The sequence below is a fragment of the Pseudomonas fluorescens genome (assembly GCF_900215245.1).
Classification (GTDB): domain Bacteria; phylum Pseudomonadota; class Gammaproteobacteria; order Pseudomonadales; family Pseudomonadaceae; genus Aquipseudomonas; species Aquipseudomonas fluorescens.
This window is the reverse complement of the sequence record NZ_LT907842.1, coordinates 40103-61893: the sequence shown is the minus strand read 5'-3', so window position 1 is coordinate 61893 and position 21791 is coordinate 40103. Positions and strand designations below refer to the sequence as shown.

Below are 21791 nucleotides of genomic sequence, written 5' to 3'. Positions count from 1 at the left end.
ATTACCGCCGATACGCGCAGGCGCCGCCTCAAGCTGAAGGTTCATTTCATCAGCATAAGGACAGTGCCAATGAGCACGCAGTATTCCGTTTCAGCGGTACCGACGCTTCAAGAGGTGCGCACCCACTTACTGGAAATCGACCCTGAGCTGCGCACCCAAACCCGGCTTCCGGTGGTATTGCCGCCCGAACTGGTGGCGTTGGAGGCGCTGAACACCGCCTTGATCAGCGCCAACGAACAGTTCCTGAACCAATCACGCAGCCTGTACCAGGCAGTGGCTCAGGCCGATCTCACCGAGGCAGCCGGCAAGGCGCTACTGGCAACGCTCAAGCTCACTCTGCACACTCGCCTGCACAATCTTGATGAGACCAGCACGGTGGACGGGCAAGGTCGCAAAAGCTATCTCACCCAGGTCGCCGGCCTTGGTGCGTTGGAGCAGCAGGCCAGGCTGGACGTGCGTGATTACCTGCTGTCTCCCGACGAACAGCGCATGATCGAAGACTGCTCGCGTGGCCCGGCCTTCCGACCGGGGATGTACGCGCTGAATTTCGCTTACCAGGACAAGACCGTGGAGTTTGCGGGGGCCTTTGTGCTGACACGTAACGCCAGCCCGGTGGTGAACAACTTGACGTCCGGGCAGGACCTCGGTCGGGTCCTGCTGTTTACTCCGAACCGAGGCCTGGAGCGTTTCGATTCCTTGGCGGAACTCGACCAGCGCCTCAAGGCGTTGCTGACCCTGCCGGCGGGGCGCGCGGAGCTCTGCTGCCACTTGCCGGTACGCTACCAGGCGCTGGACGTTGCCGGCATCTGGCCCCTGCAATTGCAGCCGATTGAAGGCGAGCCCCTGTTTGAGCACACCTACAACGCGCTGCTCGACAAGCGCCGCCAGGACATCGACCTGGCGTTGAGCCTGGTCGACAATCCGTTGCACGCGGCGACGCTGCTGACGTCGGCGCTGGACGATGCGCTCAAGGCTGCGCTCCCGGACTTGTCGTTACGCCTGAAATTCAGGCAGCAGCAGCTGCTGGAGCGAAGCGTGTACAACAGCCTGCCTGACTGGTATCGCAGCGCCGCCCCGGCCAGCCAGCAGACCCTGAGTGGTTTCATGCAGGCTTACAATCAGGCCCGCGATACGTTCGTCGACCTGCACGGGCCGCTCGCTTCTCCCCAGGCCCTGGCCAGTTACCAACTGACCGAGTACCTCGATGAAGAGCTGGAGATCCATGACCTGGACCCGCACCACCTGCACATCACCACTCGCCGCAACGTCCCCAGCATCGGTGTGTACGAGCAGCAGCACAACCTGGTTGAGTTGAGCTATTCGGGGCTGCAGACCGGCGACGAGCTGCCCGGCTCGGACTTTCTGACCAACACCACCCTGACCTACGCAGGTGCCGCGCTGGCGGGCCAGCATGCCGAGCTGAATGTGCAACGTGTGCTGGACGTGCTGCGCGATCCGGAGCTGAAACCACGCCTGGACTTTGCCGCGCTGCAAAAAGAGCTGCAGGGCAAGCCTGAATTCAAACAGGCTGCCCGCGACCTGTTCGATCACCGTTTGGTGTTGCTCGCCTACGTCGCCCGTTTGCGAGGCGACTTGAGCCAGGCGGACTACCGGTTGTTCGAAGACCTGCGAGCCGGCAACAACCCGAATGTGTGTGCACAGACCGTGCTGCTGCACGGTGCGCAACTCAAGGACTTATGGCTGTTGCGCGAAGTCGATGGCGAGGATCAAACCCGGCGCTTGCTGTTGTGCACACCCGGCTCGCCACGCGAGCAGCAGTTCATGGCGTTTACCTCTGAGCGTGAGTGCCAGCTGCATATCATGGGTTGGGCCGATAACAACACCCGCTTCAACAATCGCACCCTGAGCGACTACCTGCTCGAGCAATGCCCGCTGCGGTTTCGCCCGAAAATGGCGACGTTCCTCGCCGGGTTGGGTTTCAAACCCGACGCGCAGGAACACACTGCGGTGACATTCGGCCCTTTATGCACCCATACCGTCTGCCTGGACGCCATGGTCATCCACTTGCAAAGCACCGCGGTGGACGATTACGAATACACCACCCCGCCGTGGTATCGCTCGGCCTCGGCGGCGGACCGCACGCGGTTGACCAGCCTGGCCGAGGATGCTGCAGGTGGTGTGCGCGTCTATCACGCCCGGCCCGATTCAGAAGCGAACCTGGTGACCTTCTACGCCTTTGTGCACGAGAACGCCAAGCTCAGCCTGAACACGCTGCTGGGGCGTAGCCAAAATGATATTGACCCGGACACGGTGTACGTTTCGGCACCTTGGCCGTTGCTGGGCGGCATGCCCGCGCCCTTGTCCTATACCCGGCTTTACCGTGACGGCTACCAGGATAATGTCGGCTTCATCGACCCGAAATTTTCCACCTCGGCCACCTTCAGCGGGCCGGCTGGCATCGACCTGAGCCGCCTGACCCCGCTGAACGTCGCACGCTCGGTGACCGGTGTATGGGTCGGCCAGCGCTACATCGACGAGGTGCGCGCCAAGTTGCAAAGCGCGACCAGCCCCGGCTACACCGAGCGGCGCAACGCCACGCTGGCGATCAACCAACTGCAGATGAAATACACGGCGTTGGAGTGCTGCCTGCGCGGCCACATCGCCAGGGTCGACCTGGCCTGGCTGGAGCGCGCCATCGACAGCCTTGACGAGACGACGGTCGCGACCCGCAACACCTACAAGGTCCATCGCCTGATGATTGACGGCGAATGGATCATCGGCAACTACGTGTTCAGCCACGCGGACAACCCGGCTCTGCTGTACACGCCTGACGCACCCGATGGCATCGGTTTGCGTGAGGCGAAGTTGTTCAACTACTGGCTGAAAAAAGTCGACGGCGTATCGGACTATCTCCTCGGGCGCGTGACCGTCAAAGCCAAGGCCCGGATCGCGACGTTGCTGGAGGCCGCCCGCAAGGGGTTGCCCGAGACGATCGACCGTACGACCCCAAGTCCCGCGCGGCATGACCCGATCGCCACAGTTGTGCCGCTGACAGACCTGCGCCATGAGCTCTACAACATGGTGTTGCAGCGCAAAATAGATGACGTGGCTGCCACCACGGTCAACCGCACTGAAATGATCACGGGCATTCTGTGGGCCTGTGTTGAGCTGGCCACCGCCATCGCCACCGTGCCGTTTCCGGTGTTGAGCCTGAGCCTGGGTGGCCTGTTGGCGTTCAAGGATGCCATGCTCGCCATCGACGCCTACCAGCAGGGTGACAAAGCGGGCGCGCTGAGTCACTTGATCGGTTATATGACCAACCTCGGCGGTGCCGTGTTGTTTGACTTCCGCCCGGCCTTCAAAGCCCCGTTCAACACCATTTCCATCAGGCCGGCGCTCAAAGCCGCCAAAGAAGCCCTGCTGGTGAGCAAGGTTGACCCACGCATTCCTGCCGGTATGAAGTCAGTGCTGTTCGACGCCAGGACTTTCTGGGTCAAGCGCACACCGGACCCCCTGGGCCGTCATCTGCTGTATCGCTATGACGCGGCCACCGGGCAAATGCTGTCAACCTCGCGTATGGTCAACCAGAATGCCAACGGCCGCTGGGTGCGTTCCGGTTTTTCGGCAGGTGGGCGCAAGAAGTATCAGCTCCTTCAGGAGGCGGTGGAGCCGCCACTCGCCGCCTACGAGATTGCAGCTGGGCAAGGCCGCTACTTCAGAGCGGTACTCGACCCCGACTTCGCGCGAAACCTTGCCAGCTATCCGGACGACGCGATTGCGCAGGGTGTGCGCGTAACGACCCGCGACGAATTGCGTGCGCGGTTCGCCCGCTATCCCGCTCAGGTGAAACAGCTGACCGAGGATGCAGACGCGTTCTACACCGCTCCACCCGCACGCCCGAGTCGCACCGACGTGCCCGTGCTGGCGGCGGATGCCAGCCCTGCCGGCGCGCTCGTCACCCTGTTCCAGCACAAGCAGAGACTGATCATCGGCGCCGCCAACGCCTGCGTCGCCAGTAAGCAATTGCTGATCGAACAAATGCCGGCGATGGCCACGCAGGGGCTCAGGCGCGTGTACGTTGAGAACCTGCCGGCGGATGTGTTTCGCAGCAAACTTAAAATCATCAACGGGGACGTCAAAGGCGATGTCGCTTACGCGTTGAAGCGTGTCGAGGACCATTTGGCCCGGGTCGACAGATCCTTGGGCTGGGGGCCGGATGCCCCATTCACCTACCGCAAGTTGCTGCTGGCAGCGCACAAGCACAAGGTTGCGATCGAAGGTGTGGATGCTTCGAGTTCCTATCATATGGAGCATGTGCTGGAACTCTCGGGCGGCGAACGGTTTATCCCGCGCAGCAGCAAGTACAGAAACTTTTATTCCCACAAAGCTATCGGCACGAACAGCACCGATGACGGCTGGATCGCCCTGGTTGATCACAATCGCATTGGCAGCATTGCCGAGGTGCCTGGCCTGGCTGATCTGCAAAACGTCATCGCCCTGCGGGTGGATGACGTTGCGCCAGGCCAGGCGGTGGGCATTCAGCGCGATACGTCCGCTGCCGCGCTGTCCAGGGGCGACTACAGGCTGACCATGGCCCCCGATGCACACACGTTGCCCGCCGCCGGGCCTTCAACGCCCGTGCAAGCACCTCGCTCACCGTCCCATTACACGGCGTTTGATCTGCCCGCGGCCCATAAAGAAAACCTCGACCTTATGGTGCATTCGCACCGCGCCTTGGACTCTCGCTACGGTCAACAAGGCGCAGGCCCTCAGGCAGAGGCGTTCGAAGCCTTCAGGATCACCCGTGATCGCCTGGAAAAAACCGCTCAAGAGGCCTTGGCCGCTTACACACCGTCGGCGCGCCCCAGCTTCACCGACTTGGCTACTGCGACGAGTGAAGAGGCGTTTATCGAGCGGCTGTATAAACGGAAATGGGGACTTATCTTCAGCGAAAGTCATGCTCACCGGGCGAGCAAGCGAGCGCTGATCAAACACATGAGGTGGTTGAAAACCCAGGGTGTCAAAACACTGTACGTGGAGCACCTGCTCACCGATCTGCATCAAGCCGAATTGGAGGCTTTTTATGAAACGGCGAAAATGCCCGAGAACCTGCGGCGCTATTTGCGTGCGCAAGATGTTGGCCATATGCCGGGTTATTCGGGCAACGACACTTACACCCACGTCATCGAGGCGGCGAATAAGGCCGGGCTGCGAATTCGAGCGCTCGATTGTACGGCCAGTTATCACGTCAAAGACATGTCCGCATTGAACGCCCGCCATACCCTGTTCAGCTATTTCGCCAATGAAGTGATCAAGGCGGACCAGGCGACATTTGGCGCGCATAAATGGGTCGCACTCATGGGGGACAGCCATGCCGATATGTTCCATGGCGTGCCAGGTATCGCGCAATTGCAGGATGCCGTCAGCTTGACGGTGCGCGACGTAGCCCCCAGCCACGCACGCGCGTTGCATCCGGGCGGATGGGAAATCCTCGACGGTGGGATACGCAGCCCCGGTCGCATAGCGTTACGCAGTGACTTCAAAATAGACGTCGGGATTGCCGGCAAAGCTGTACCTCGGCCCAGTGCCCAAATTGATCGCACCTGGCTGAGAAATATTGACGACTTCCTGATTGAGCAGCCGTCATCGACCCAGGCCAATGTGCTGCACCGTGCCAGCACTGGGGAGATTGTCGTCACGCCCATTCACATTGACGAAAAAGGCCAGTTCTTTGTTGAGCATTGGCCACAATTGAAAGATCAGCGTTTCTTGCGCATTGACGAAGTGAGCGAAGCCCTTAAGGCCGATGTCCCTTTGACGGCCGCCTCCGACAAGACTCAGCCAAGCGAACGGCTGAAAAATGTCGGCGACTTCCTGATCGAGCGGCCTGCTGTGAGCCAGGCCACGTTGGTCCGTCGTGCCGAAAACGGCCAAATCCTTTCTCATCCGATCAAGATGGACAATGCGGGCCAGTTTTACATTGAGCAATGGCCATCGTTGCGAGACAGGCGTTACTTACTGGTAGAGGACTTGGTCGAAGCGCTTAAAACGGAACTGCACATGTCTGTTATTCCCACCAAGGCGCGGCAGCGTTCGCGGCTCAGAGAGAGCGGCGATTTTCTGATTGAGCGCATTTCATCGGGTCAATCCAACCTGCTGCACCGTTCCCGCAGTGGCGAAATTATTTCCACGCCGATTAAAGTTGACGCTGATGGGCAGTTGTTTATTGAGCGTTGGGACGATTTGAAAACGGCACGCTTCTCAAACCTTGGGCAATTGATCTTCGCCCTGAAGAGACAGAAGGGCATGTTGCCGGCCTTCTAATCCCACGAATCACGTTGGCCCTGCGCGCTGCAGGGCCAACGCGCCGCTCACGCAAACGCCGCCTCGATAAAGGCCTCCAACGCCTGCGCCTCCAGGATCTCGATAGAGAAATGCCCGAAGCGCTTGGGCAACCAGATAATGCGTTTGCCGGAGGGCGAACGCAGGTCCTCAAGTGTCAATGGCCGGCCGTTTTCATCCTCCGGCTGCACGCCGCAAGCGGCCAATTCGGTATAGGCCACCTCGATGTCCGGCGTGGTGTAGCAATGCCGATAAATCATCCCTTCGCCGTGGGCGTCCAACAGCTCGCGCAAGTTGCCTGCCAATGGCTGTACCAACATGAAACGCTCCTGGCCCATCAACGCAATCGCAAAACGCACATGCAGGCCGCCGCGCTCCCACACCTGGGTGCTGGAGATGTTGGCGTTGAGGATCTTCGCGTAATACGCGCATGTCTCCTCAAGGTTGTTGACCAGCACGTCGACGTGGCTGAATTTCAGGTCCATTGCTTGCCCTCTGGCGGATGTGGGTACACGCGACAGTAGCCGATTTACAACTGTTAACGTATTCAAAACGGCATTCGATATACGCTCTGACGGGTACAACCTGGATCAACCCTGTTTAACGAGCCCACGCCCATGCGCCTGCCTGTCACCGCCGCTGTGCTGTTTGCGTTTGCCACCCTGCAAGCGTCGTTCGTCCACGCCGCTACGCCGATCACCCATGTCGCCATCTACCGTGGCCCGGCCGGCTGCGACGACTGTTCCGAGAGCGTGAAAAGCGCATTGCAGCGGCTCAGCCCGAACTATCAGATCGACTTCGTGGGCGCGGATGAACCCATCGACATCACGCCCCACACCCTGGCGCGCTATGACCTCTATGTGCAGCCGGGCGGCGGCCAGGATATCCCCGCGGCCCTCGACAGCCTGGGTAAGGCGCGCGCTGACGCCATTCGCGACTACGTCGCCAAGGGCGGGCGCTATTTGGGGCTGTGCATGGGCGCGTACCTGGCGGATAACAGCAACCTTGGCCTGATACCCCAGGACCTGGATTCTGAAGCCGGCAGGCCTGGGTTTGAAGTAGCGGGCATTGAGGATGCGGCGGTGCGGGTGGTGTGGGAAGGGAAGCCCGACCGTGTGTTTTATCAGGACGGGCCGTACTTTCCCAAAGCGCATGGGGCATCGCCTTACACAACCATTGCGACCTACCGCAACGGTGATGTGGCGGCGGCGCGGTATACGTATGAGAAGGGCGTGGTGGTGTTGAGCGGGCCGCATCCGGAGGCGGGGCAAAAGTGGTTTGAGGATGCTGGGATTGCGCTGAGTGAGAGGCCGCGTGGGGAGTTGTTTGGGGCGCTGATGCGTAGAGTGGGGCAGGAGTAGCGTTATCGCCGGCGCTGTCTCGGTGGTCGAAAGGTTAGATGATCCAAAGGAGCGTTACAGATGCTAAGGGTGGATTGGCTCGATAAACAAATGGACAAGTGCGACGTTATGGCCGAATGGCTTTATCGGGAATTCAGTTATGAATTTGCGCAGCAATCGCTGTCGAGTTGGCAACACGAGTTCTTTGATGGGCAGCGTGATGGCCGTTGGAAGTGTCTGATCGCAACGGAACAAGACCAGTTGCTGGGTGGCGCTACGCTTGCAGAAAACGACCTGCCCGAGCGGCCGGATCTAGGCCCGTGGCTTGCGTGTGTGTTCGTCACACCTGAAGCTCGAAAGAGAGGGCTCGCCGCGCAGTTGATCGAAGGCATCTGTGTTCATGCAAGGGACGCTGGGTTCACGGCCTTGTACTTGCACACCCACAGCCAGAGCGATTACTACACCAAGCTTGGCTGGAACGTCGTGGAGCGCTTTGAGGCGTGGGGGAAAGCGCAATACCTTATGTCACGGCGTTTATAGTCAACGTCGACTTCAAATTTCCGCGATTTTTTTATGAGCAGCAAAACGCTGATTTGACGTCAGCGTTTTCACAGCTTGTCAGCTGATCTGAAAGATTTCAGAAATTGCACTCAGGGCTTTGTTGCCGTGAGATTCATACAGACCGTTCAGCCTCGTCTGGTCACTGAGGCGATGCAGTCGGAAGTGGTTGTAGAACGCCTGACCCAACCGCTGGTTGTTGAATTCACCTCTGTCCCAAAGCGCCAGGAACTCATCGTAGGCAGCCCGCTCAATGTCCGGTCTTATTGCACTGTCCAATGTGGCCCCCATTGACGGTGGGTGTTAGCAGGATCCTACAAAGGCAAAACGTCCTGTGCAAGGCACCCGACCCGGGTGACGTGTTCTTCGCCCCCTTACCGCAACGGAACATACACATCGGTTTCCCATCGGTCTTGCGGTGTGGGCGGATACACGCTCAGGTAGTGGAAGAACAGTGGCTGATCACGCAGTTCTTCACCACTGGCAGGCAGCCAATCGCGGTAGATCGGATAGATCGCTTCGCCGATGTGGTCCGGCGACCCCACGTGCCGCACGACGACGTAGCGTCCGCCAGCCATGAGCCGTTCGTGCACGCCGAACGCATTCGGTAGTACCGCCTCGTGAATCTCGCCGCAAATGGCGAAGCGGAATGCGTCTGCTGGCGTGGTGTCGGGGTTGCCGTAAGGGATGCCAAAGCTGCGACTCGATGCCACCGGCGACTGCCCGCTCTGCATGCGCCACTGGATGAACCTGCGCACGCTCTCACTGACAAGCCTGGGGGAGCCGCAATGTTCAAGCGCTGCGACGCGGACTTCGGGGACTTCGACGATTCGTACTTGCATGATGACAGTCCTGGAAAAGTGAGGGATGGCGAACACCGCATGCCAGACCTGCCAGTTCGGCGCCTTCCGGAACGCACTCGGCGTCATACCGACCGCTCGCTTGAACGCCCTGCAAAATGCCTCGGGACTGTCGAAACCGGCACCGAGTGCCGCCTCCAGTACCGAATGATCCGCAGCGGCAGCCAAGCGGTGGGCCGCGCGTCGTAGTCGCATGAGTTGCACATAACGTGAAACCGGCACGCCGACGAACGCGGTGAATTGGCGATGGAAGTGAAACGTCGAAAAATTCGCCACCTGGCTCAACGTCTTCAGCGACAGGTCACCTTCGAGATTCTCATCGATGTGGGTGAGTACGGCGTTGAAGCGCTTCGTGTAAGCGACGTTGATCGGCGTGTCGAACACTGGGACAAGCTCCTGGAAGTGGGGTCGGCAATAGAGTCGACGATCGCGACGGGAGCCTGCCTAGCCGGGTTTGCTCAACGTGGGTGTTGGGGTGGGCCTTGCATCGATAAGTGACCGCGCTTTTTACCCCGGCAACGTCTGCCAGTGAGCGCGCGTCAACCCGTAACACCTCGCCAAGGCCGGCGCGGCGGCTATTTTCAGTTCGGCGTCATACAAATGCACCGCGCCCAACTTCAGTATGGCCGTTTGCGAACGAATGTTCGTAGGCGCTATGTGGAAATAGACGCTGTCGTAAGCTCTGAATGCATGCGCCAGCATCAACTGCTTAAGCTCGCGGTTGGCATCGCCACCCCACTTCGCACGCACCAGAAAGGTAAAGCCGATGGCAATGCTGTTCGGTAGATCCGGCGGCGTGTAGTAGCTTGATGTGCCAACGATATCCCCGCAGGCAATATCAACGACCGCGAGCGCCTTCTTCGTGGCGAGTAGAGAGGCGAAGTACGCCTCGAACACATCGCGTTTATAGCGATCCCTGGCGGGATGGCCGGCCCAGATGTGTGGATCAGCCGCTGCCTTAAACATACCTTCAAGATCACTGTCTGCCAGAGGTTTAAGCCTCAGGCTGCTACCGCGCAGATCGGGTTGGCAGTCGAAGTCGTCGGCAGTCATGGGGGGCTTTCCGAGTGGCCAGGGGGGTTGGCGCCAGTCTAGAGCGGCTGTTAGATAAAGAAAGATCCAATGTGACGGGTAATGAGGGGGCCATCGTTGTAGAAAAAAGGATGCCTTTATTTTCCGGTTGGAAAGCGCCCTCTGTGGGTCGGACGATGTTTAGTAAGCGTGTTCTGATCCCTGATTCCCGGATTTGGCGTCTGCATTTTCACACAGCCTCGGTTGAAAGCAGTCTGATGCGAGGGGTCGGTTTTGGCCGGTTGCTGCCTTTCGCGAAGCGCAGCTTAGGGGCGATTTTAGCCGGTCACAGAATGCAGAAATGGGCGATCAGCGACATCACCGTGTCTATCTTTTTAGCTTGCTGAAACGTTTCATCTTGTTTATAAAAATGGCACAACTCCAAGAAAGGCTGCCGCCATGACCCCGCTCAAACTTTTTGTTGCCATCAGCGCACTGTCCGCTGCCTCCCACGCCATGGCCTGGGATTACGTTCTGCTCGACACTGACAAAGCCGCCCAGAGCTGGCAAATCACCAGTCAGCACCTCGGAATAAAAACCGACAAACCCTTCAGCGTTACCTTGCGCACCTTGCACGGCGGTCGGCAGGAGGGCGTCAGCATCGTCGACATCGATAACGGCACGATGAAACTCTCGGTAGTGCCGACTCGCGGAATGAACGTCTTGCAGGCCTCAGTTGGCAATGTACGCATGGGCTGGGATTCGCCGGTCAAGGAAGTGGTCAATCCGTCTTTTATCGAACTCAATGGCCGTGGTGGTCTGGGCTGGTTGGAAGGTTTCAATGAGCTGGTCACCCGCTGCGGATACGAATGGGTCGGCCACCCCGGCATCGACAACGGCGAACTGCTGACCCTGCACGGTCGAGCCGCCAACATTCCTGCGAATAAAGTCACGCTGCATATCGATGAAAAACCACCGTACGCCATTACCCTGCGCGGCGAGCTCAAAGAGCAGGCGTTTAAAAAGGTCGACTTCTCGGTCGCGACCGAACTGGTGACCGAACCCGGCAGCGTTGTGTTCGCCCTCAACGACACGCTGACCAACAACGGCGACTATCCGAAGGAATACCAGGCGCTGTATCACAGCAACTTCAGCACCCCGTTCCTGGAGCAGGGCGCTCGTTTCGTCGCGCCGGTGAAACAGGTGTCGCCGTTCAACGATAAGGCCAAGGACGATCTGCCCGACTGGCAAACCTACCGCGCACCGACCAGGGACTACGACGAAACGGTGTACAACGTGGTGCCGTATGCCGATGCCAAGGGCGATACGTTAACCGTGTTGCATAACAAGGCCGGCAGCCTGGGCGTTTCGGTCGGCTTCAATACCCAGACACTGCCCGTGTTTTCCCTGTGGAAAAACACCGACACCGAAGGCCAGGGCTATGTCACAGGGCTGGAGCCGGGGACGAGTTTTTCCTACAACCGCCGTTATCAGCGGCCACTGAATCTCGTCCCTACCATTGGGCCCAAGGAACACAAGCAGTTCCGCATCAGCTATAGCGTGTTGGCGGATAAGGCGGCGGTGGATAGAGCCTTGAAGCAGGTTAGCGAGATTCAGGATGGGCGGGAGACTGAGGTGCGGCAGACGCCGTTGGTTGATCTTACCAAGGGTTGAAACGGGGTGGCGCATTGTTGGCCGATATTGCAGCCCCTCGGCCAAGTGTTCGCGTCTGATCCCGTCGGTTTGTTCAAGGTCCACCAGCGAGCGCGCGACCTTGAGCGGCGATGGGCTGCTCTCAACGATTAGGTCATTGTCCGCAGTTGGCCGAAAGCAGCCAGTCACGATTCACAGCTTTCGGCCATTTAGCGCGCGGTCGCTCTCCATCCGCCGTCGCCCAACCAAAATAACCGTCAGCTTTTTCCTACGAACATCAGGTAATAGTCTCTTTGTTGCTAAGCCATGAATCGTCTGCTTGCATACACGCCGCGCGGTCAGCATTCAGGTCAAGGAGACAATAATGAAAACCATGGTAGTCGGGGCAAGCAAGGGGTTGGGCAGAGCCCTGATTGACGGGTTGGGCGAGCATGGGGACACGTTAATTGGTGTCTCTCGTACCCGCCCCCAAGACCTTACGCATAACCCCGGCGTCGTTGTGAATTGGGTGGAAGCAGACCTTGGTGAACCCGTAAAGGCTGCTCGGATAATCGAGCAGGCCGTGGTGGAGGGCGGGCTTGATACCCTGATCTACAACTTAGGAATATGGGAGGCGTTTGCCTTTGATCCCGCCTACAACTTCCTCGCCGACAGCGACGACCAAGTGGAGGCTATCGTCAGCTGCAATATCACTTCGACCATCGTGCTGATAAAGCGGCTGCTTCCCGTTCTGCTCAGAAGTGCTCGCCCAAGGATCATATTGACCGGCTCGACTTCTGGCTTGCCGCAAAGTGGACGCTCAGAAGTCACCTTTGGAGCCTCCAAGTTCGCCCTGCGGGGTATCGCCGATGCTCTACGCGAAGGGTACAGGCAGCAACGCCTGGGCGTGACCTGTTTAAACTTGGGCTATCTGAATACCGAAGATCCAATGAGCACCCCGAGGGGGCTTGCCGAGCAGCGCGGTGAAGGCAACTCAATTCCTGTGCATGACGTCGTACAGGTAGTACGCATGGCCTTGAGCCTGTCTTCAGCAAGCTTCGTCAAGGAGCTTACCTTGCCCGCAATATTCGATGAGCGCTTCTGATGCCTGGCCAGTACATAAGCCTTAAGGTGACCAAAACCTACGCTCGGCTTACGTCTTTAGTGATGCTTGCACTGTCACACCCATGCTTGAAAAAGCCGGTTGGCAGAAAGGTGTTTGGCTAAGTTCGAATAAGGGGGGGGCTGACCCCAATGTTTGCTATTGGTTTGAACGCCAGCGCTGATCATCTGCAGCGATTGGTCGAGCTCTGCCAAGCGTTAGAGGCAACAGGTCACGACCGTCTGCTTTTGACCGAAAGCCCCCCTTTCTGTGCCAACCGGTCTACCATGCCACCCCCGGCAGTGGTTCCACGCGCTACCGACCACTTTTCCTGAAGGTATCGCCATGTCCATCGACCAAATCTCCCTCCCCAAAGGCGTAGGCCCTCACGCCGCCAAGCTGCTCGACGCTATCACCGGCGCCTCTACCCACGAAGAGCTCAACCGCGCTGGCGGCAAGGCTGAAGGGTTTGTGTTGGGTCTGGAAGCCGCCAAAGCCATCAAAAGCCAAATCGCCGAGTCGCTGTATGTGGCTTATGACGATGCGGCGAGTAATCGGGCGGGTGAGTTGAAGGGCTGATCATTCGCTGGGCAGCGTGTTTCTCTGTGCGATTTTTTGCGCGCGGGTCGTTAGACTGGCGCCTCTGATTTCTCAGGATGAGGCTGTCATGTTTAAAGTTGCTCTGGCGTCAGTGTTGCTGACCTGTACCTTCTGCGCGTCGGCGGGTACGAGTGTTGATGTGTCGAAGATTTACGGCAATATCCAGTTCGTCGATAGCTACCCGGACTACAAGGTTCAGGTTGTCGATCACTACCCCGACCTCAAGGTGCAGAAGGTCGATCATTACCCGGACTCAGCGGGCAAATGGAAAACCGTCGATCACTACCCGGACTACAAAATCCAGATTGTCGATCACTACCCCGACTTCACTATTCAGTACGTGGATCACTACCCGGGCGCTAATTGAAGGCAGCGCCCTCGGCGGCGCTGCTTGAGGGGCGCCCACTCAGCCAGGGCAGGGCGCTTCGCGGTCGAGCAATTTGGCCGTGAGCAGCACGCCCAGTTCGCTCAGTTGGTGGATGGCCAGTGCGATGTCGCGGTGTTTGCCGCACAGGTCTTCGGACAGGTCGAGCAACAGCGTGCTGACGGAGGCGAAGGTTTCGTAGCTGTTGGTGATCAGGGTTTCGGTGCTGGCGTCGGGAACGACGCTGAAGAGGGCGGTTGAATCCGGTTTGACGTTAACCATTGTTAAGTTCCTAGCTTGGGCCACAACCTCATCGCTACTAAACGAAAAGGCGGTAGCTGTACGCAGGTTAGTAGACCGGTGGAACCTAACAAAACCGGCGCACCCAAGGGTGCCCTACGCACAGCCACCATCGAGCACAGACAGGAACGTCTGACAGATGAAGCTTGTGCACTTGTTAGGTTAAACCTTGGGCTACTAAACCCGATCACTGAACAATTCAGCGACCGAGCCACCTTAGAGACGGCCACCCCAGCGCACAAGCCGGCGGATTCTGACGTAAGCGTAGGCAATGGAGCAAGGCGGCGACGTATCGTTGCGCACGCCAGAGCATTTGCCTACGCTGCGATTCATCATTCGGACTCCGCGCTGTTGTAAAGTCGGCCGCTGCAACCGGCCCGTTTCTCAAGGATTCAACATGACATTGACCGTCAAAACCCTGCTCGAAATCGCCATGGCCAACCCCATCAACGCCGAAATCACCGCGCGCCTGCCGGCCCTCGGCGTGGATCAGTGCATGCTGACCGCGGGCTGCCTGTTCCAGGCGGTGTGGAACCATCAATCCAACCGTCCGGTCGCTCAAGACGTGAAGGACTACGACGTTTTTTACTTCGATACGGACCTGTCCTACGAAGCAGAGGACAGGGTCATACGCGCGGCCGAGCGACTGTTTGAGGACTTGGGCGTCAACGTCGAGGTCAAGAACCAGGCGCGGGTTCATCTCTGGTATGGCGAGCGCTTTGGCCGGCCGTATCCGCAGTTGCACACAGCCAAGCAAGGCGTTGATCGCTACTTGGTGGCAGGCACGTGCATCGGGCTGGAGATTGCCACGGGCGAGGTGTACGCGCCCCATGGGTTGGCGGATGTGGAGCAGGGTGTGTTGCGGATCAATCCCCGGCACCCCGAGCCCGAGTTGTTTGAACAGAAGGCACGCAGTTATCAGGCGCGCTGGCCGTGGCTCAAAATCGTCGCGCCGGGGCCTAGCCCAGCGTAACGCTCAATAGCCACCCCACGCCGCCACTGCCGATCACCACCAGCCACGGCGGCAACTTCCACACCATCAACGCCACCAGTGCGAGCAGGGCCAGGCCGAAATCCCGCGCGCTGAAGATCGCGCTGGTCCATACCGGTTGGTACAGCGCGGCCAGCAACAGGCCGACCACCGCCGCGTTCACGCCCGCCAACGCGGCCTGGGTGCGGGCGCTGCGGCGCAGGGTTTCCCAGAAGGGCAGTGCGCCCAGCACCAGTAAAAACGACGGCGCGAAGATCGCCAGCAGGCACAGCAGGCCGCCGAGCCAGCCCGTCGGGGCCGGCTGCATGGACGCGCCGAGGAACGCCGCGAAGGTGAACAACGGGCCGGGCATGGCTTGGGCGGCGCCGTAGCCGGCGAGGAATACATCGTTGCTCACCCACTGGGTGGGCACGACCTCGGCTTGCAACAGCGGCAGCACCACGTGGCCGCCGCCAAACACCAACGAACCGGTGCGGTAGAACGCGTCGATCAGCGCCAGGCCTTGGCTGGGCGCCAGCTCGGCCAGTAGCGGCAAGCCGGCCAGCAACAGCACGAACAACGCCAACCACATCGCCCCCACGCGGCGGCTTAGCGTGATAGGCAGGGCGTCATGGGCGGTGGACGGCGGGGTGTTTAGCCACAACAGGCCCGCCACCGCGGCGGCGTCGATCACGCCGACCTGGCCCCAAGCCGAGGTTTGCAGCAGGGCCACGCAGGCGGCGATCAGCATCAGGCTGATGCGCGGTGCATCGGTGCACAGGTTGCGCGCCATGCCCCACACGGCCTGGGCAACCACGGCCACGGCCACCACTTTTAGGCCATGCAGCACGCCGGGCGCGATGACGCTGCTGTGTTGCGCAAGGCCCAGCGCGAACAGAATCAGCAGCAGGGCCGACGGCAAGGTAAACCCGAGCCACGCCGCCAGCGCGCCGCCGTAGCCCGCCCGCGATAGCCCAAGGGCAATGCCCACCTGGCTGCTGGCTGGGCCGGGGAGGAATTGGCACAGCGCCACCAGGTCGGCGTAGCTGCGCTCACTCAGCCAGCGTCGGCGGGTGACGAACTCGTCGCGAAAGTAACCCAGGTGCGCCACCGGGCCGCCGAACGAGGTGAGCCCCAGGCGCAGGAAGATCAGGAAGACCGACCAGGGGCTGGCACGGTGATCAGTGGGTGAGGTGGCCAAGGCGGGCGGTCTCGATAAGGTCAAAACAGGCTAAGGTAGGCAGGCACCCTAGCGGATTTTGATGACGTGAAGAAGAGGCGCCGCTGTGCGCCAATTGCCACGTCGGATGGAATTTATGCGGGCGCGTTTGAGTCATTGAAAAGGGCAGGGAAAAACGCCCGCCCATCACACACAGCTGACTTCAGCTAAGGACAGACGATGACCTTCTTTATCTTCCTGCTGGCCTGCGCCGCCGCCGCCAGCACTGGCATTATTTTCAAACCGGGCGCGTGGTACGACGCGCTGGTCAAACCCAGCTTCACGCCGCCGAACTGGCTGTTCCCAGTGGCCTGGAGCCTGATTTACGTGCTGCTGGCCTGGGCGGGTTACCGCCTGACGCTGCTCCCCGGCAGCCAGGAAGTCCTGGCCTTATGGGCCGCGCAAATCGCCTTGAACACGTTGTGGACACCGGTGTTCTTCGGGGCACACCGGCTCTTCGCGGGCATGGTGATTATTGTGCTGCTGTGGCTCACGGTCGCCGCGATGCTGGTGTTGGCCATGCGACTGGACGTGATCACCGGGTTGATCCTGTTGCCTTATCTGGCGTGGCTGTGTGTGGCGGCGGCGCTGAATTTCTCGATTTTGCGCAATAACCGCTGATGGCCTGCCAACGTTGGCCTGCCAGCGAGCCCGAGCTGGCCGAGATGCGGCGCTTCAACAAGAAGCTCGCTTGGCTGCCGCGCTTTAAAATCCGCAACCGCGTCACGCCACGTGTGATTCAGGCGCTGCTGCGCGTCAGTCAATCGCTCAAGACCGCGCCTGCCGCCGAGACGCGGCAGGTGAATGGCGTGCCCGTGCGCATCTTGCGCCCGGCGGGCAAGGCCAAGGGCGTGGTGCTGGATATCCACGGTGGCGGCTGGGTCATCGGCAACGCACAGATGGACGATGACCTGAACCTGGGCATGGTGCGCGCCTGTGACGTGGCGGTGGTGTCGGTGGACTATCGGCTGGCGGTCGACACGCCGGTCGAAGGGCTGATGGAGGACTGCCTGGCGGCTGCGCGCTGGCTGTTGGGCGACTGCCCGGAGTTTGCCGACGTGCCGGTGTTTGTGGTGGGTGAATCCGCCGGTGGGCACCTGGCAGTGGCGACGTTGCTGGCGCTCAAACCATGGCCGGACCTGCTCAAGCGCGTGAGCGGGGCAGTGTTGTATTACGGCGTGTATGACTTGAGCGGCACGCCAAGCGTGCACGCAGCCGGGCCGGACACGTTGTTGCTGGACGGTCCGGGCATGGTCGAGGCGTTGCGCATGCTGACGCCGGGGCTGACTGATGACGAGCGCCGGCAGCCGCCGTTGTCACCGTTGTATGGCGATTTTAGCGGGTTGCCGCCGGCGTTGATGTTTGTCGGGGAATTGGACCCGCTCAAGGATGACACGCTGTTGATCGCCGAGCGGTGGGGCGCGCAGACGCCGGTTGAAGCGCACCTGTTAGCGGAATCTGCCCATGGGTTTATTCATTTTCCGGTGGCGATGGCGGGCCATGTGCTGATGCACACCCAGGCTTGGATAACCCAGCGATTGGCAACAGTAGGAACTTAAAAGCTGATCGCTTGGTCAGGATAAGCAGTCACTCCTCTGCCCTCACAGGACCCCACCATGCGCGAATACACCCTCAACTACCTGTTCAACGACGAGCCCCGCACCCATGTGTTTGAACTGAAGCAGTCCGAGTTGCCCCTGCATGAAGCGGCGATGCACTTGCTGGCGTTGCATTTTGGCGATGCCGAAAACGGGTTGATCATGCCCCCTGCAGACGCGGGCCCCGAGGAGATTCTGGACCAGGCACGGGTGGTCGGGATCCGCCAGATCAAGGTCACATGAACCAGACTCCCCTCCTTCAGTTCGTCACCGGCGCCGACGTTCCAGCAGTACGGGCCTTCGTCCTGCAGGCCCGCGCCGAGCTGTTTCCCACGCTCAGCGCCAGCGGCATGCCGGACGACCTGGCGCGGTTCGAGGCGGTCTACCTTCACGGCGACGGCCAGTTCCTGATCGCTCGCGCCGAGGGCCGAATCGTCGCCGCCATCGGCTACTTGCCCTACGACGGCCGTTTCCCCCAGCTGAATTATCAAGGCCTTAAAACAGTGGAAGTGGTGCGCCTGTTCGTACTGCCAGCCTTTCGCCGTTTTGGCTTGGCCGGTCAGTTGTATCGTGCCCTGGAAGCGCAGGCGCGGGCGGATCGGGTGGCGGTGGTTTACCTGCACACCCATCCGTTTCTACCGGGGGCGATTGATTTCTGGGCTCGCCAGGGGTTTGAGGTGGTGGACGTCGAGGCGGACCCGGTGTGGCGCACGACGCATATGCAGCGGCACCTGTAACCCCAGCACCTTTTCAAGCTGACTCACCTGTCAGTGTGAGCGCAGCCGTAGAATCTGCGCGCCATCAAACGGGTCAGTCAGGTAATGCGCCTGTACGCCAAACGTGTCCTGCAAGCGCTGCGGCGTGAGCACCTCCAGCGGCTTGCCCAGCGCCACCAACTGCCCGCGATCCAGCACTGCCAAACGATCGCAGGTCAGCGCTTGATTCAGGTCGTGCAGCGCAATCAAGGTGGTCACCGGCAGCGCCTGCACGCCTTTTAAAATCGCCAACTGATGCTGGATATCCAGGTGATTGGTCGGCTCATCCAGCAATAAAATCTGCGGCCGTTGCGCCAGGGCGCGGGCGATGTGCACGCGTTGGCGTTCACCACCGGAGAGGCTGCGCCAGGCGCGCGTGCTCAGGTGGGTGGCGTCGACGTCATGCAAGGCCTGGTTGACGATGGCGTGGTCGTCTGCGGACCACGGGCTCAATGCCGACAGCCACGGTGTGCGGCCCAGCGCCACGGCATCGAACACGCGGATCGCGTCGTCGGTGTCGGCTTGTTGCTCCACCACGGCCAATTGCTGGGCGATGGCGCGGCGCGACAGGTCGCGCAAGCGTTGGCCGCTCAAGCGCACTTCGCCGCTGGCGGGCACCCGCAAACCGGCGAGCAGTTTGAGCAGGGTGGATTTGCCGGAGCCGTTGGGGCCGACGATGCCTAAGGTTTCGCCCAGCTGAACCTCAAGGTGAATATCGCGCAGCAACTCAGCCTCGCGCACCTTGAAGCCCAGCCCGGTGCAACTGAGCACGCTCATCGCGCATTTCTCCGGCCGATTAGAATCAGCGCAAACACCGGAGCGCCGACCAACGCCGTCACCACGCCAACCGGAATCACCTGCCCCTTGATCAGCGTGCGCGACAGCACATCCGCCGCAATCAAAAACAGCGCGCCGCCCAAGGCACTAACCGGCAGCAACCGCGAATGCCCGGTGCCGACCAGCAGGCGCACGGCGTGGGGAATCACCAGCCCGACAAAGCCGATCGAGCCGACAATCGACACCATCACCGCCGTGACCAGCGCGGCGCAGCCCACCAGTACAAACTGCACACGCCGCACCGGGATGCCCAGGGACGCGGCGGAGTCCGTGCCAAAGGTAAACGCATCCAGCGCGCGGCGGTGCCACAGGCACACCGCCAGGCCTGCGACCGCCACCGGCACCACCAGCCACACCGACGGCCAGCGCACGCCGCTGAGGTTACCCAGCAGCCAGAACAGGATGCCGCGGGCCTGCTCGGAACTCGCCGATTTGGTGATCAGGAACGCGGTAAGGGCATTGAACAGCTGCGAGCCGGCGATGCCAGCGAGGATGATCTGCCCGGTGCCGGTGGACGAGCCGCTGGCGCGCGCCAGCAAGGTCACCAGTGCAAAGGCCGCCATGGCCCCGACAAATGCGCCCGCCGACAACGAAACCAGCCCGCCGCCCACGCCGATCAGGGCAACCAGCACCGCGCCGGTCGATGCGCCGGCGCTGATGCCCAGCAGGTACGGGTCAGCCAACGGGTTACGCAACAACGACTGCAAAATCACCCCGCACGTGGCCAGCCCGGCCCCGCACGCCGCCGCCACCAGGGCGCGGGTCAGGCGGTAGTTCCACACCACCCCTTCGTCGATCGGGTCCAGCACGTAACCCGCCGCCCACAGTTTGTTGGCGAGCACCTGGAGCACGACCTGTGGGGAAATGGCGGTTTCGCCGATGGCCACACCGGCAAGCACGGCGAGCAGTAACAGGGCGAGGGCGAGCAGGCTACGTATCATTTGTGCAGGTCGTAGCCGTCGATGGCGTGGGCCAGTTGTTCCAGGCCATCGAACGTGCGGATGCTGGCCTGCAAGGCCAGGGCGTCGAGGATGATGATGCGGTTGTGTTTGACCGCGTCCATGTTGCGGGTCACCGGGTCGCTGCGCAGGAAGGCGAGTTTCTTTTCATGGTCGTCGGCGGGGTAGCGGCGGCGGTCCATGCGGGCGATCACCAGGAAGGTCGGGTTGGCCTTGGCGAGGGTTTCCCAGCCGACGGCGGGCCACTCTTCATCGGACTGCACGACGTTGTGCAGGCCCAGGGTTTCCAGCATGAACTCGGGGACACCTTTGTGGCCGGCGACGTACGGGTCGCTGGCCATCTCGGCGCTGGAGAACCAGACCAGTGCGCTGGCCTGCTTGAGGCCTTTGCTCTGCGCGGTGGCGACAGCGTTGGCCAGGCGCGCCTTGAGTTCGTCGTTCAGTTGCTGGCCGCGATCCTGTACATCGAAGATCTCGGCCAGTTGGCGGATGCTTTTGTAAATTGTGTCGATGCGGAACGGCTCCAGCCGCGTGCCGTCGGCACCCACCAGGTTGTCCTTGCCTTCGCAGTCGGAGGGCAGCAGGTAGGTGGGAATCTTCAGCTCGTGGAATTGCTCGCGGGTGCCAACCACGCCCTGCGGGCCGACCACCCATTCCAGCTCGGCGGCCACCAGTTGCGGGCGCTTGGCGATCACGGCCTCGAAGCTTGGCTCGTTATCGGCCAGGCGCTCGATGGTGTCGTTCTGCGCCTTGAACGTCGGCAGTACGCTGTTGAACCACAGCGAGGTGCCGACCACCTTGTTCGCCACGCCCAGGGCATAGAGCATTTCAGTGGCCGCCTGGCCGATGGTTACGCTGCGTGCGGGGGCTTGCGCGAAGGTCAGCGTGCTGCCGCAGTTCTGTACCGTCAGCGGGTAATGTGTGGGGGCCGCGTGGGCCAGGGCGCAGAAGCCCAGGCCGGTGAGCAGGGCGGTAATGCGAGGCAGCATGGGGCAATCTCCGTATGGACCGTACGTGGAACTGGAGCGGTACGGTTCGGAAACACCCCCTCGAACGCTGCGGTTCAGGCAGGCGAGGACGTCCTTCCCGGACACCCCGCCGGTTAGTGAGTTACTGGGCCGGCAGGTCTCCTGACTGATGCGTCGTCGCCACGCTCCGGCCTTCCCGGGCAATGCCCAGTGGCGATGTGGAGCAGGCTCGGCACCTACAGTTGCGGGGGCAGTTTCGATTGGCGCGATGGGCTGCGCGTCGAATTCCCTATTAGTCCCCTTTGGGAACCGGCGCGGTATGGTAGTCGATCGTGACCGGCAGGGGGAGCTTGATCTGCGTACCCCATACACGTCGATCAGCGGGGCCGCCGGGCGTGTGGTGGCAAGGCCAGCG

The 21791-nt window shown here is 60.9% G+C and carries 21 protein-coding genes, 1 pseudogene and 1 riboswitch; of the genes and pseudogenes, 12 read left to right on the top strand and 10 right to left on the bottom strand.

Annotation, left to right across the window (positions count from 1 at the left end):
* The first annotated feature begins 69 nt into the window (after positions 1 to 69).
* Complete coding sequence (locus tag CPH89_RS00305; protein ID WP_053257123.1) at positions 70 to 6285, top strand: membrane-targeted effector domain-containing toxin; 6216 nt, start codon at positions 70 to 72, stop codon at positions 6283 to 6285.
* A 47-nt stretch (positions 6286 to 6332) separates the two neighbouring features.
* Here the strand turns inward: CPH89_RS00305 and CPH89_RS00300 are convergent, their stop codons facing one another.
* Positions 6333 to 6788: a VOC family protein gene (locus CPH89_RS00300; protein WP_053257122.1), complete on the bottom strand. Its 456-nt coding sequence runs from the start codon at positions 6786 to 6788 to the stop codon at positions 6333 to 6335.
* Positions 6789 to 6920: 132 nt separating this feature from the next.
* On the opposite strand from CPH89_RS00300, the gene CPH89_RS00295 reads away from it, so the two are divergent.
* Together CPH89_RS00295 and CPH89_RS00290 are read left to right on the top strand one after the other, a co-directional pair.
* Entirely contained in the window at positions 6921 to 7664 is a 744-nt protein-coding gene (locus tag CPH89_RS00295; RefSeq protein WP_053257121.1) for a BPL-N domain-containing protein, read from the top strand.
* Between the two features lie 60 nt (positions 7665 to 7724).
* Entirely contained in the window at positions 7725 to 8183 is a 459-nt protein-coding gene (locus CPH89_RS00290) for a GNAT family N-acetyltransferase (RefSeq protein WP_053257120.1), read from the top strand.
* A 78-nt stretch (positions 8184 to 8261) separates the two neighbouring features.
* Here the strand turns inward: CPH89_RS00290 and CPH89_RS30520 are convergent, their stop codons facing one another.
* From CPH89_RS30520 to CPH89_RS00275, 3 genes are all read right to left on the bottom strand, one after another.
* Positions 8262 to 8480 carry a hypothetical protein gene (locus CPH89_RS30520; protein WP_053258012.1) on the bottom strand — a complete coding sequence of 73 codons (219 nt, stop codon included), beginning with the start codon at positions 8478 to 8480 and terminating at the stop codon, positions 8262 to 8264.
* Positions 8481 to 8575: 95 nt separating this feature from the next.
* Positions 8576 to 9445 (bottom strand): AraC family transcriptional regulator, encoded by an 870-nt coding sequence (locus CPH89_RS00280; protein WP_053257119.1) that lies wholly within the window; start codon positions 9443 to 9445, stop codon positions 8576 to 8578.
* Positions 9446 to 9568: 123 nt separating this feature from the next.
* Positions 9569 to 10114, bottom strand: a complete 546-nt coding sequence (locus CPH89_RS00275) for a GNAT family N-acetyltransferase (protein ID WP_078827023.1) — start codon at positions 10112 to 10114, stop codon at positions 9569 to 9571.
* A 417-nt stretch (positions 10115 to 10531) separates the two neighbouring features.
* Here CPH89_RS00275 and CPH89_RS00270 point away from each other — a divergent pair, with 417 nt between their 5' ends.
* A complete protein-coding gene (locus CPH89_RS00270) occupies positions 10532 to 11746 on the top strand; it encodes an aldose 1-epimerase family protein (RefSeq protein WP_053257118.1) in 1215 nt (404 codons plus the stop codon).
* A 15-nt stretch (positions 11747 to 11761) separates the two neighbouring features.
* Here the strand turns inward: CPH89_RS00270 and CPH89_RS31035 are convergent.
* Positions 11762 to 11874 (bottom strand): annotated as a pseudogene (locus tag CPH89_RS31035) (magnesium chelatase subunit ChlI family protein); the annotation flags it as partial.
* A 215-nt stretch (positions 11875 to 12089) separates the two neighbouring features.
* Between CPH89_RS31035 and CPH89_RS00265 the strand changes: the two are divergent.
* The 3 genes from CPH89_RS00265 to CPH89_RS00255 all read left to right on the top strand — a co-directional run bounded on the left by CPH89_RS00265 (position 12090) and on the right by CPH89_RS00255 (position 13773).
* Positions 12090 to 12809 carry an SDR family NAD(P)-dependent oxidoreductase gene (locus CPH89_RS00265; RefSeq protein ID WP_053257117.1) on the top strand — a complete coding sequence of 240 codons (720 nt, stop codon included), beginning with the start codon at positions 12090 to 12092 and terminating at the stop codon, positions 12807 to 12809.
* A 342-nt stretch (positions 12810 to 13151) separates the two neighbouring features.
* A complete protein-coding gene (locus CPH89_RS00260) occupies positions 13152 to 13385 on the top strand; it encodes a hypothetical protein (protein ID WP_053257116.1) in 234 nt (77 codons plus the stop codon).
* An 88-nt stretch (positions 13386 to 13473) separates the two neighbouring features.
* Positions 13474 to 13773: a 7(1) septoil knot domain-containing protein gene (locus CPH89_RS00255; protein WP_053257115.1), complete on the top strand. Its 300-nt coding sequence runs from the start codon at positions 13474 to 13476 to the stop codon at positions 13771 to 13773.
* Positions 13774 to 13812: 39 nt separating this feature from the next.
* Here CPH89_RS00255 and CPH89_RS00250 read toward each other — a convergent pair whose 3' ends face one another.
* Positions 13813 to 14052 (bottom strand): DUF6124 family protein, encoded by a 240-nt coding sequence (locus CPH89_RS00250; RefSeq protein WP_053257114.1) that lies wholly within the window; start codon positions 14050 to 14052, stop codon positions 13813 to 13815.
* Between the two features lie 415 nt (positions 14053 to 14467).
* Between CPH89_RS00250 and CPH89_RS00245 the strand changes: the two genes are divergently transcribed.
* Entirely contained in the window at positions 14468 to 15043 is a 576-nt protein-coding gene (locus tag CPH89_RS00245; protein ID WP_053257113.1) for a nucleotidyltransferase family protein, read from the top strand.
* Here the strand turns inward: CPH89_RS00245 and chrA are convergent.
* A complete protein-coding gene (chrA, locus tag CPH89_RS00240) occupies positions 15030 to 16241 on the bottom strand; it encodes a chromate efflux transporter (RefSeq protein ID WP_053257112.1) in 1212 nt (403 codons plus the stop codon). The two genes, CPH89_RS00245 and chrA, sit on opposite strands and share 14 nt — an antisense overlap.
* A 198-nt stretch (positions 16242 to 16439) precedes the next feature.
* Between chrA and tspO the strand changes: the two genes are divergently transcribed.
* From tspO to CPH89_RS00220, 4 genes are read left to right on the top strand one after another with little or no spacing between them, the layout of a single operon-like run.
* Positions 16440 to 16880 (top strand): tryptophan-rich sensory protein TspO, encoded by a 441-nt coding sequence (tspO, locus tag CPH89_RS00235; RefSeq protein ID WP_053257111.1) that lies wholly within the window; start codon positions 16440 to 16442, stop codon positions 16878 to 16880.
* Positions 16880 to 17818 (top strand): alpha/beta hydrolase, encoded by a 939-nt coding sequence (locus CPH89_RS00230; protein WP_053257110.1) that lies wholly within the window; start codon positions 16880 to 16882, stop codon positions 17816 to 17818. The genes tspO and CPH89_RS00230 overlap by 1 nt, the downstream gene beginning before the upstream one ends.
* Positions 17819 to 17875: 57 nt before the next feature.
* Positions 17876 to 18100 (top strand): hypothetical protein, encoded by a 225-nt coding sequence (locus CPH89_RS00225; protein WP_053257109.1) that lies wholly within the window; start codon positions 17876 to 17878, stop codon positions 18098 to 18100.
* Entirely contained in the window at positions 18097 to 18594 is a 498-nt protein-coding gene (locus CPH89_RS00220; RefSeq protein WP_053257108.1) for a GNAT family N-acetyltransferase, read from the top strand. The genes CPH89_RS00225 and CPH89_RS00220 overlap by 4 nt, the downstream gene beginning before the upstream one ends.
* 30 nt (positions 18595 to 18624) lie before the next feature.
* Here the strand turns inward: CPH89_RS00220 and CPH89_RS00215 are convergent, their stop codons facing one another.
* The 3 genes from CPH89_RS00215 to CPH89_RS00205 are packed head-to-tail and all read right to left on the bottom strand — an operon-like array spanning position 18625 to position 21397.
* A complete protein-coding gene (locus tag CPH89_RS00215) occupies positions 18625 to 19389 on the bottom strand; it encodes an ABC transporter ATP-binding protein (protein WP_053257107.1) in 765 nt (254 codons plus the stop codon).
* Complete coding sequence (locus CPH89_RS00210) at positions 19386 to 20390, bottom strand: FecCD family ABC transporter permease (protein WP_053257106.1); 1005 nt, start codon at positions 20388 to 20390, stop codon at positions 19386 to 19388. The genes CPH89_RS00215 and CPH89_RS00210 overlap by 4 nt, the downstream gene beginning before the upstream one ends.
* Positions 20387 to 21397 (bottom strand): ABC transporter substrate-binding protein, encoded by a 1011-nt coding sequence (locus tag CPH89_RS00205; RefSeq protein ID WP_053257105.1) that lies wholly within the window; start codon positions 21395 to 21397, stop codon positions 20387 to 20389. Before CPH89_RS00205 ends, CPH89_RS00210 begins: the two co-directional genes overlap by 4 nt.
* A gap of 114 nt (positions 21398 to 21511) precedes the next feature.
* Positions 21512 to 21705: riboswitch (cobalamin riboswitch) on the bottom strand.
* Between the last annotated feature and the right edge of the window lie 86 nt (positions 21706 to 21791).

Bases quoted from the DNA above. Each gene is read 5' to 3' on its own strand.
- CPH89_RS00305 (WP_053257123.1), top strand. From the start codon at position 70: ATGAGCACGCAGTATTCCGTTTCAGCGGTACCGACGCTTCAAGAGGTG.
- CPH89_RS00300 (WP_053257122.1), bottom strand. From the start codon at position 6,788: ATGGACCTGAAATTCAGCCACGTCGACGTGCTGGTCAACAACCTTGAG.
- CPH89_RS00295 (WP_053257121.1), top strand. From the start codon at position 6,921: ATGCGCCTGCCTGTCACCGCCGCTGTGCTGTTTGCGTTTGCCACCCTG.
- CPH89_RS00290 (WP_053257120.1), top strand. From the start codon at position 7,725: ATGCTAAGGGTGGATTGGCTCGATAAACAAATGGACAAGTGCGACGTT.
- CPH89_RS00275 (WP_078827023.1), bottom strand. From the start codon at position 10,114: ATGACTGCCGACGACTTCGACTGCCAACCCGATCTGCGCGGTAGCAGC.
- CPH89_RS00270 (WP_053257118.1), top strand. From the start codon at position 10,532: ATGACCCCGCTCAAACTTTTTGTTGCCATCAGCGCACTGTCCGCTGCC.
- CPH89_RS00265 (WP_053257117.1), top strand. From the start codon at position 12,090: ATGAAAACCATGGTAGTCGGGGCAAGCAAGGGGTTGGGCAGAGCCCTG.
- CPH89_RS00260 (WP_053257116.1), top strand. From the start codon at position 13,152: ATGTCCATCGACCAAATCTCCCTCCCCAAAGGCGTAGGCCCTCACGCC.
- CPH89_RS00255 (WP_053257115.1), top strand. From the start codon at position 13,474: ATGTTTAAAGTTGCTCTGGCGTCAGTGTTGCTGACCTGTACCTTCTGC.
- CPH89_RS00250 (WP_053257114.1), bottom strand. From the start codon at position 14,052: ATGGTTAACGTCAAACCGGATTCAACCGCCCTCTTCAGCGTCGTTCCC.
- CPH89_RS00245 (WP_053257113.1), top strand. From the start codon at position 14,468: ATGACATTGACCGTCAAAACCCTGCTCGAAATCGCCATGGCCAACCCC.
- tspO (WP_053257111.1), top strand. From the start codon at position 16,440: ATGACCTTCTTTATCTTCCTGCTGGCCTGCGCCGCCGCCGCCAGCACT.
- CPH89_RS00230 (WP_053257110.1), top strand. From the start codon at position 16,880: ATGGCCTGCCAACGTTGGCCTGCCAGCGAGCCCGAGCTGGCCGAGATG.
- CPH89_RS00225 (WP_053257109.1), top strand. From the start codon at position 17,876: ATGCGCGAATACACCCTCAACTACCTGTTCAACGACGAGCCCCGCACC.
- CPH89_RS00220 (WP_053257108.1), top strand. From the start codon at position 18,097: ATGAACCAGACTCCCCTCCTTCAGTTCGTCACCGGCGCCGACGTTCCA.
- CPH89_RS00215 (WP_053257107.1), bottom strand. From the start codon at position 19,389: ATGAGCGTGCTCAGTTGCACCGGGCTGGGCTTCAAGGTGCGCGAGGCT.
- CPH89_RS00210 (WP_053257106.1), bottom strand. From the start codon at position 20,390: ATGATACGTAGCCTGCTCGCCCTCGCCCTGTTACTGCTCGCCGTGCTT.
- CPH89_RS00205 (WP_053257105.1), bottom strand. From the start codon at position 21,397: ATGCTGCCTCGCATTACCGCCCTGCTCACCGGCCTGGGCTTCTGCGCC.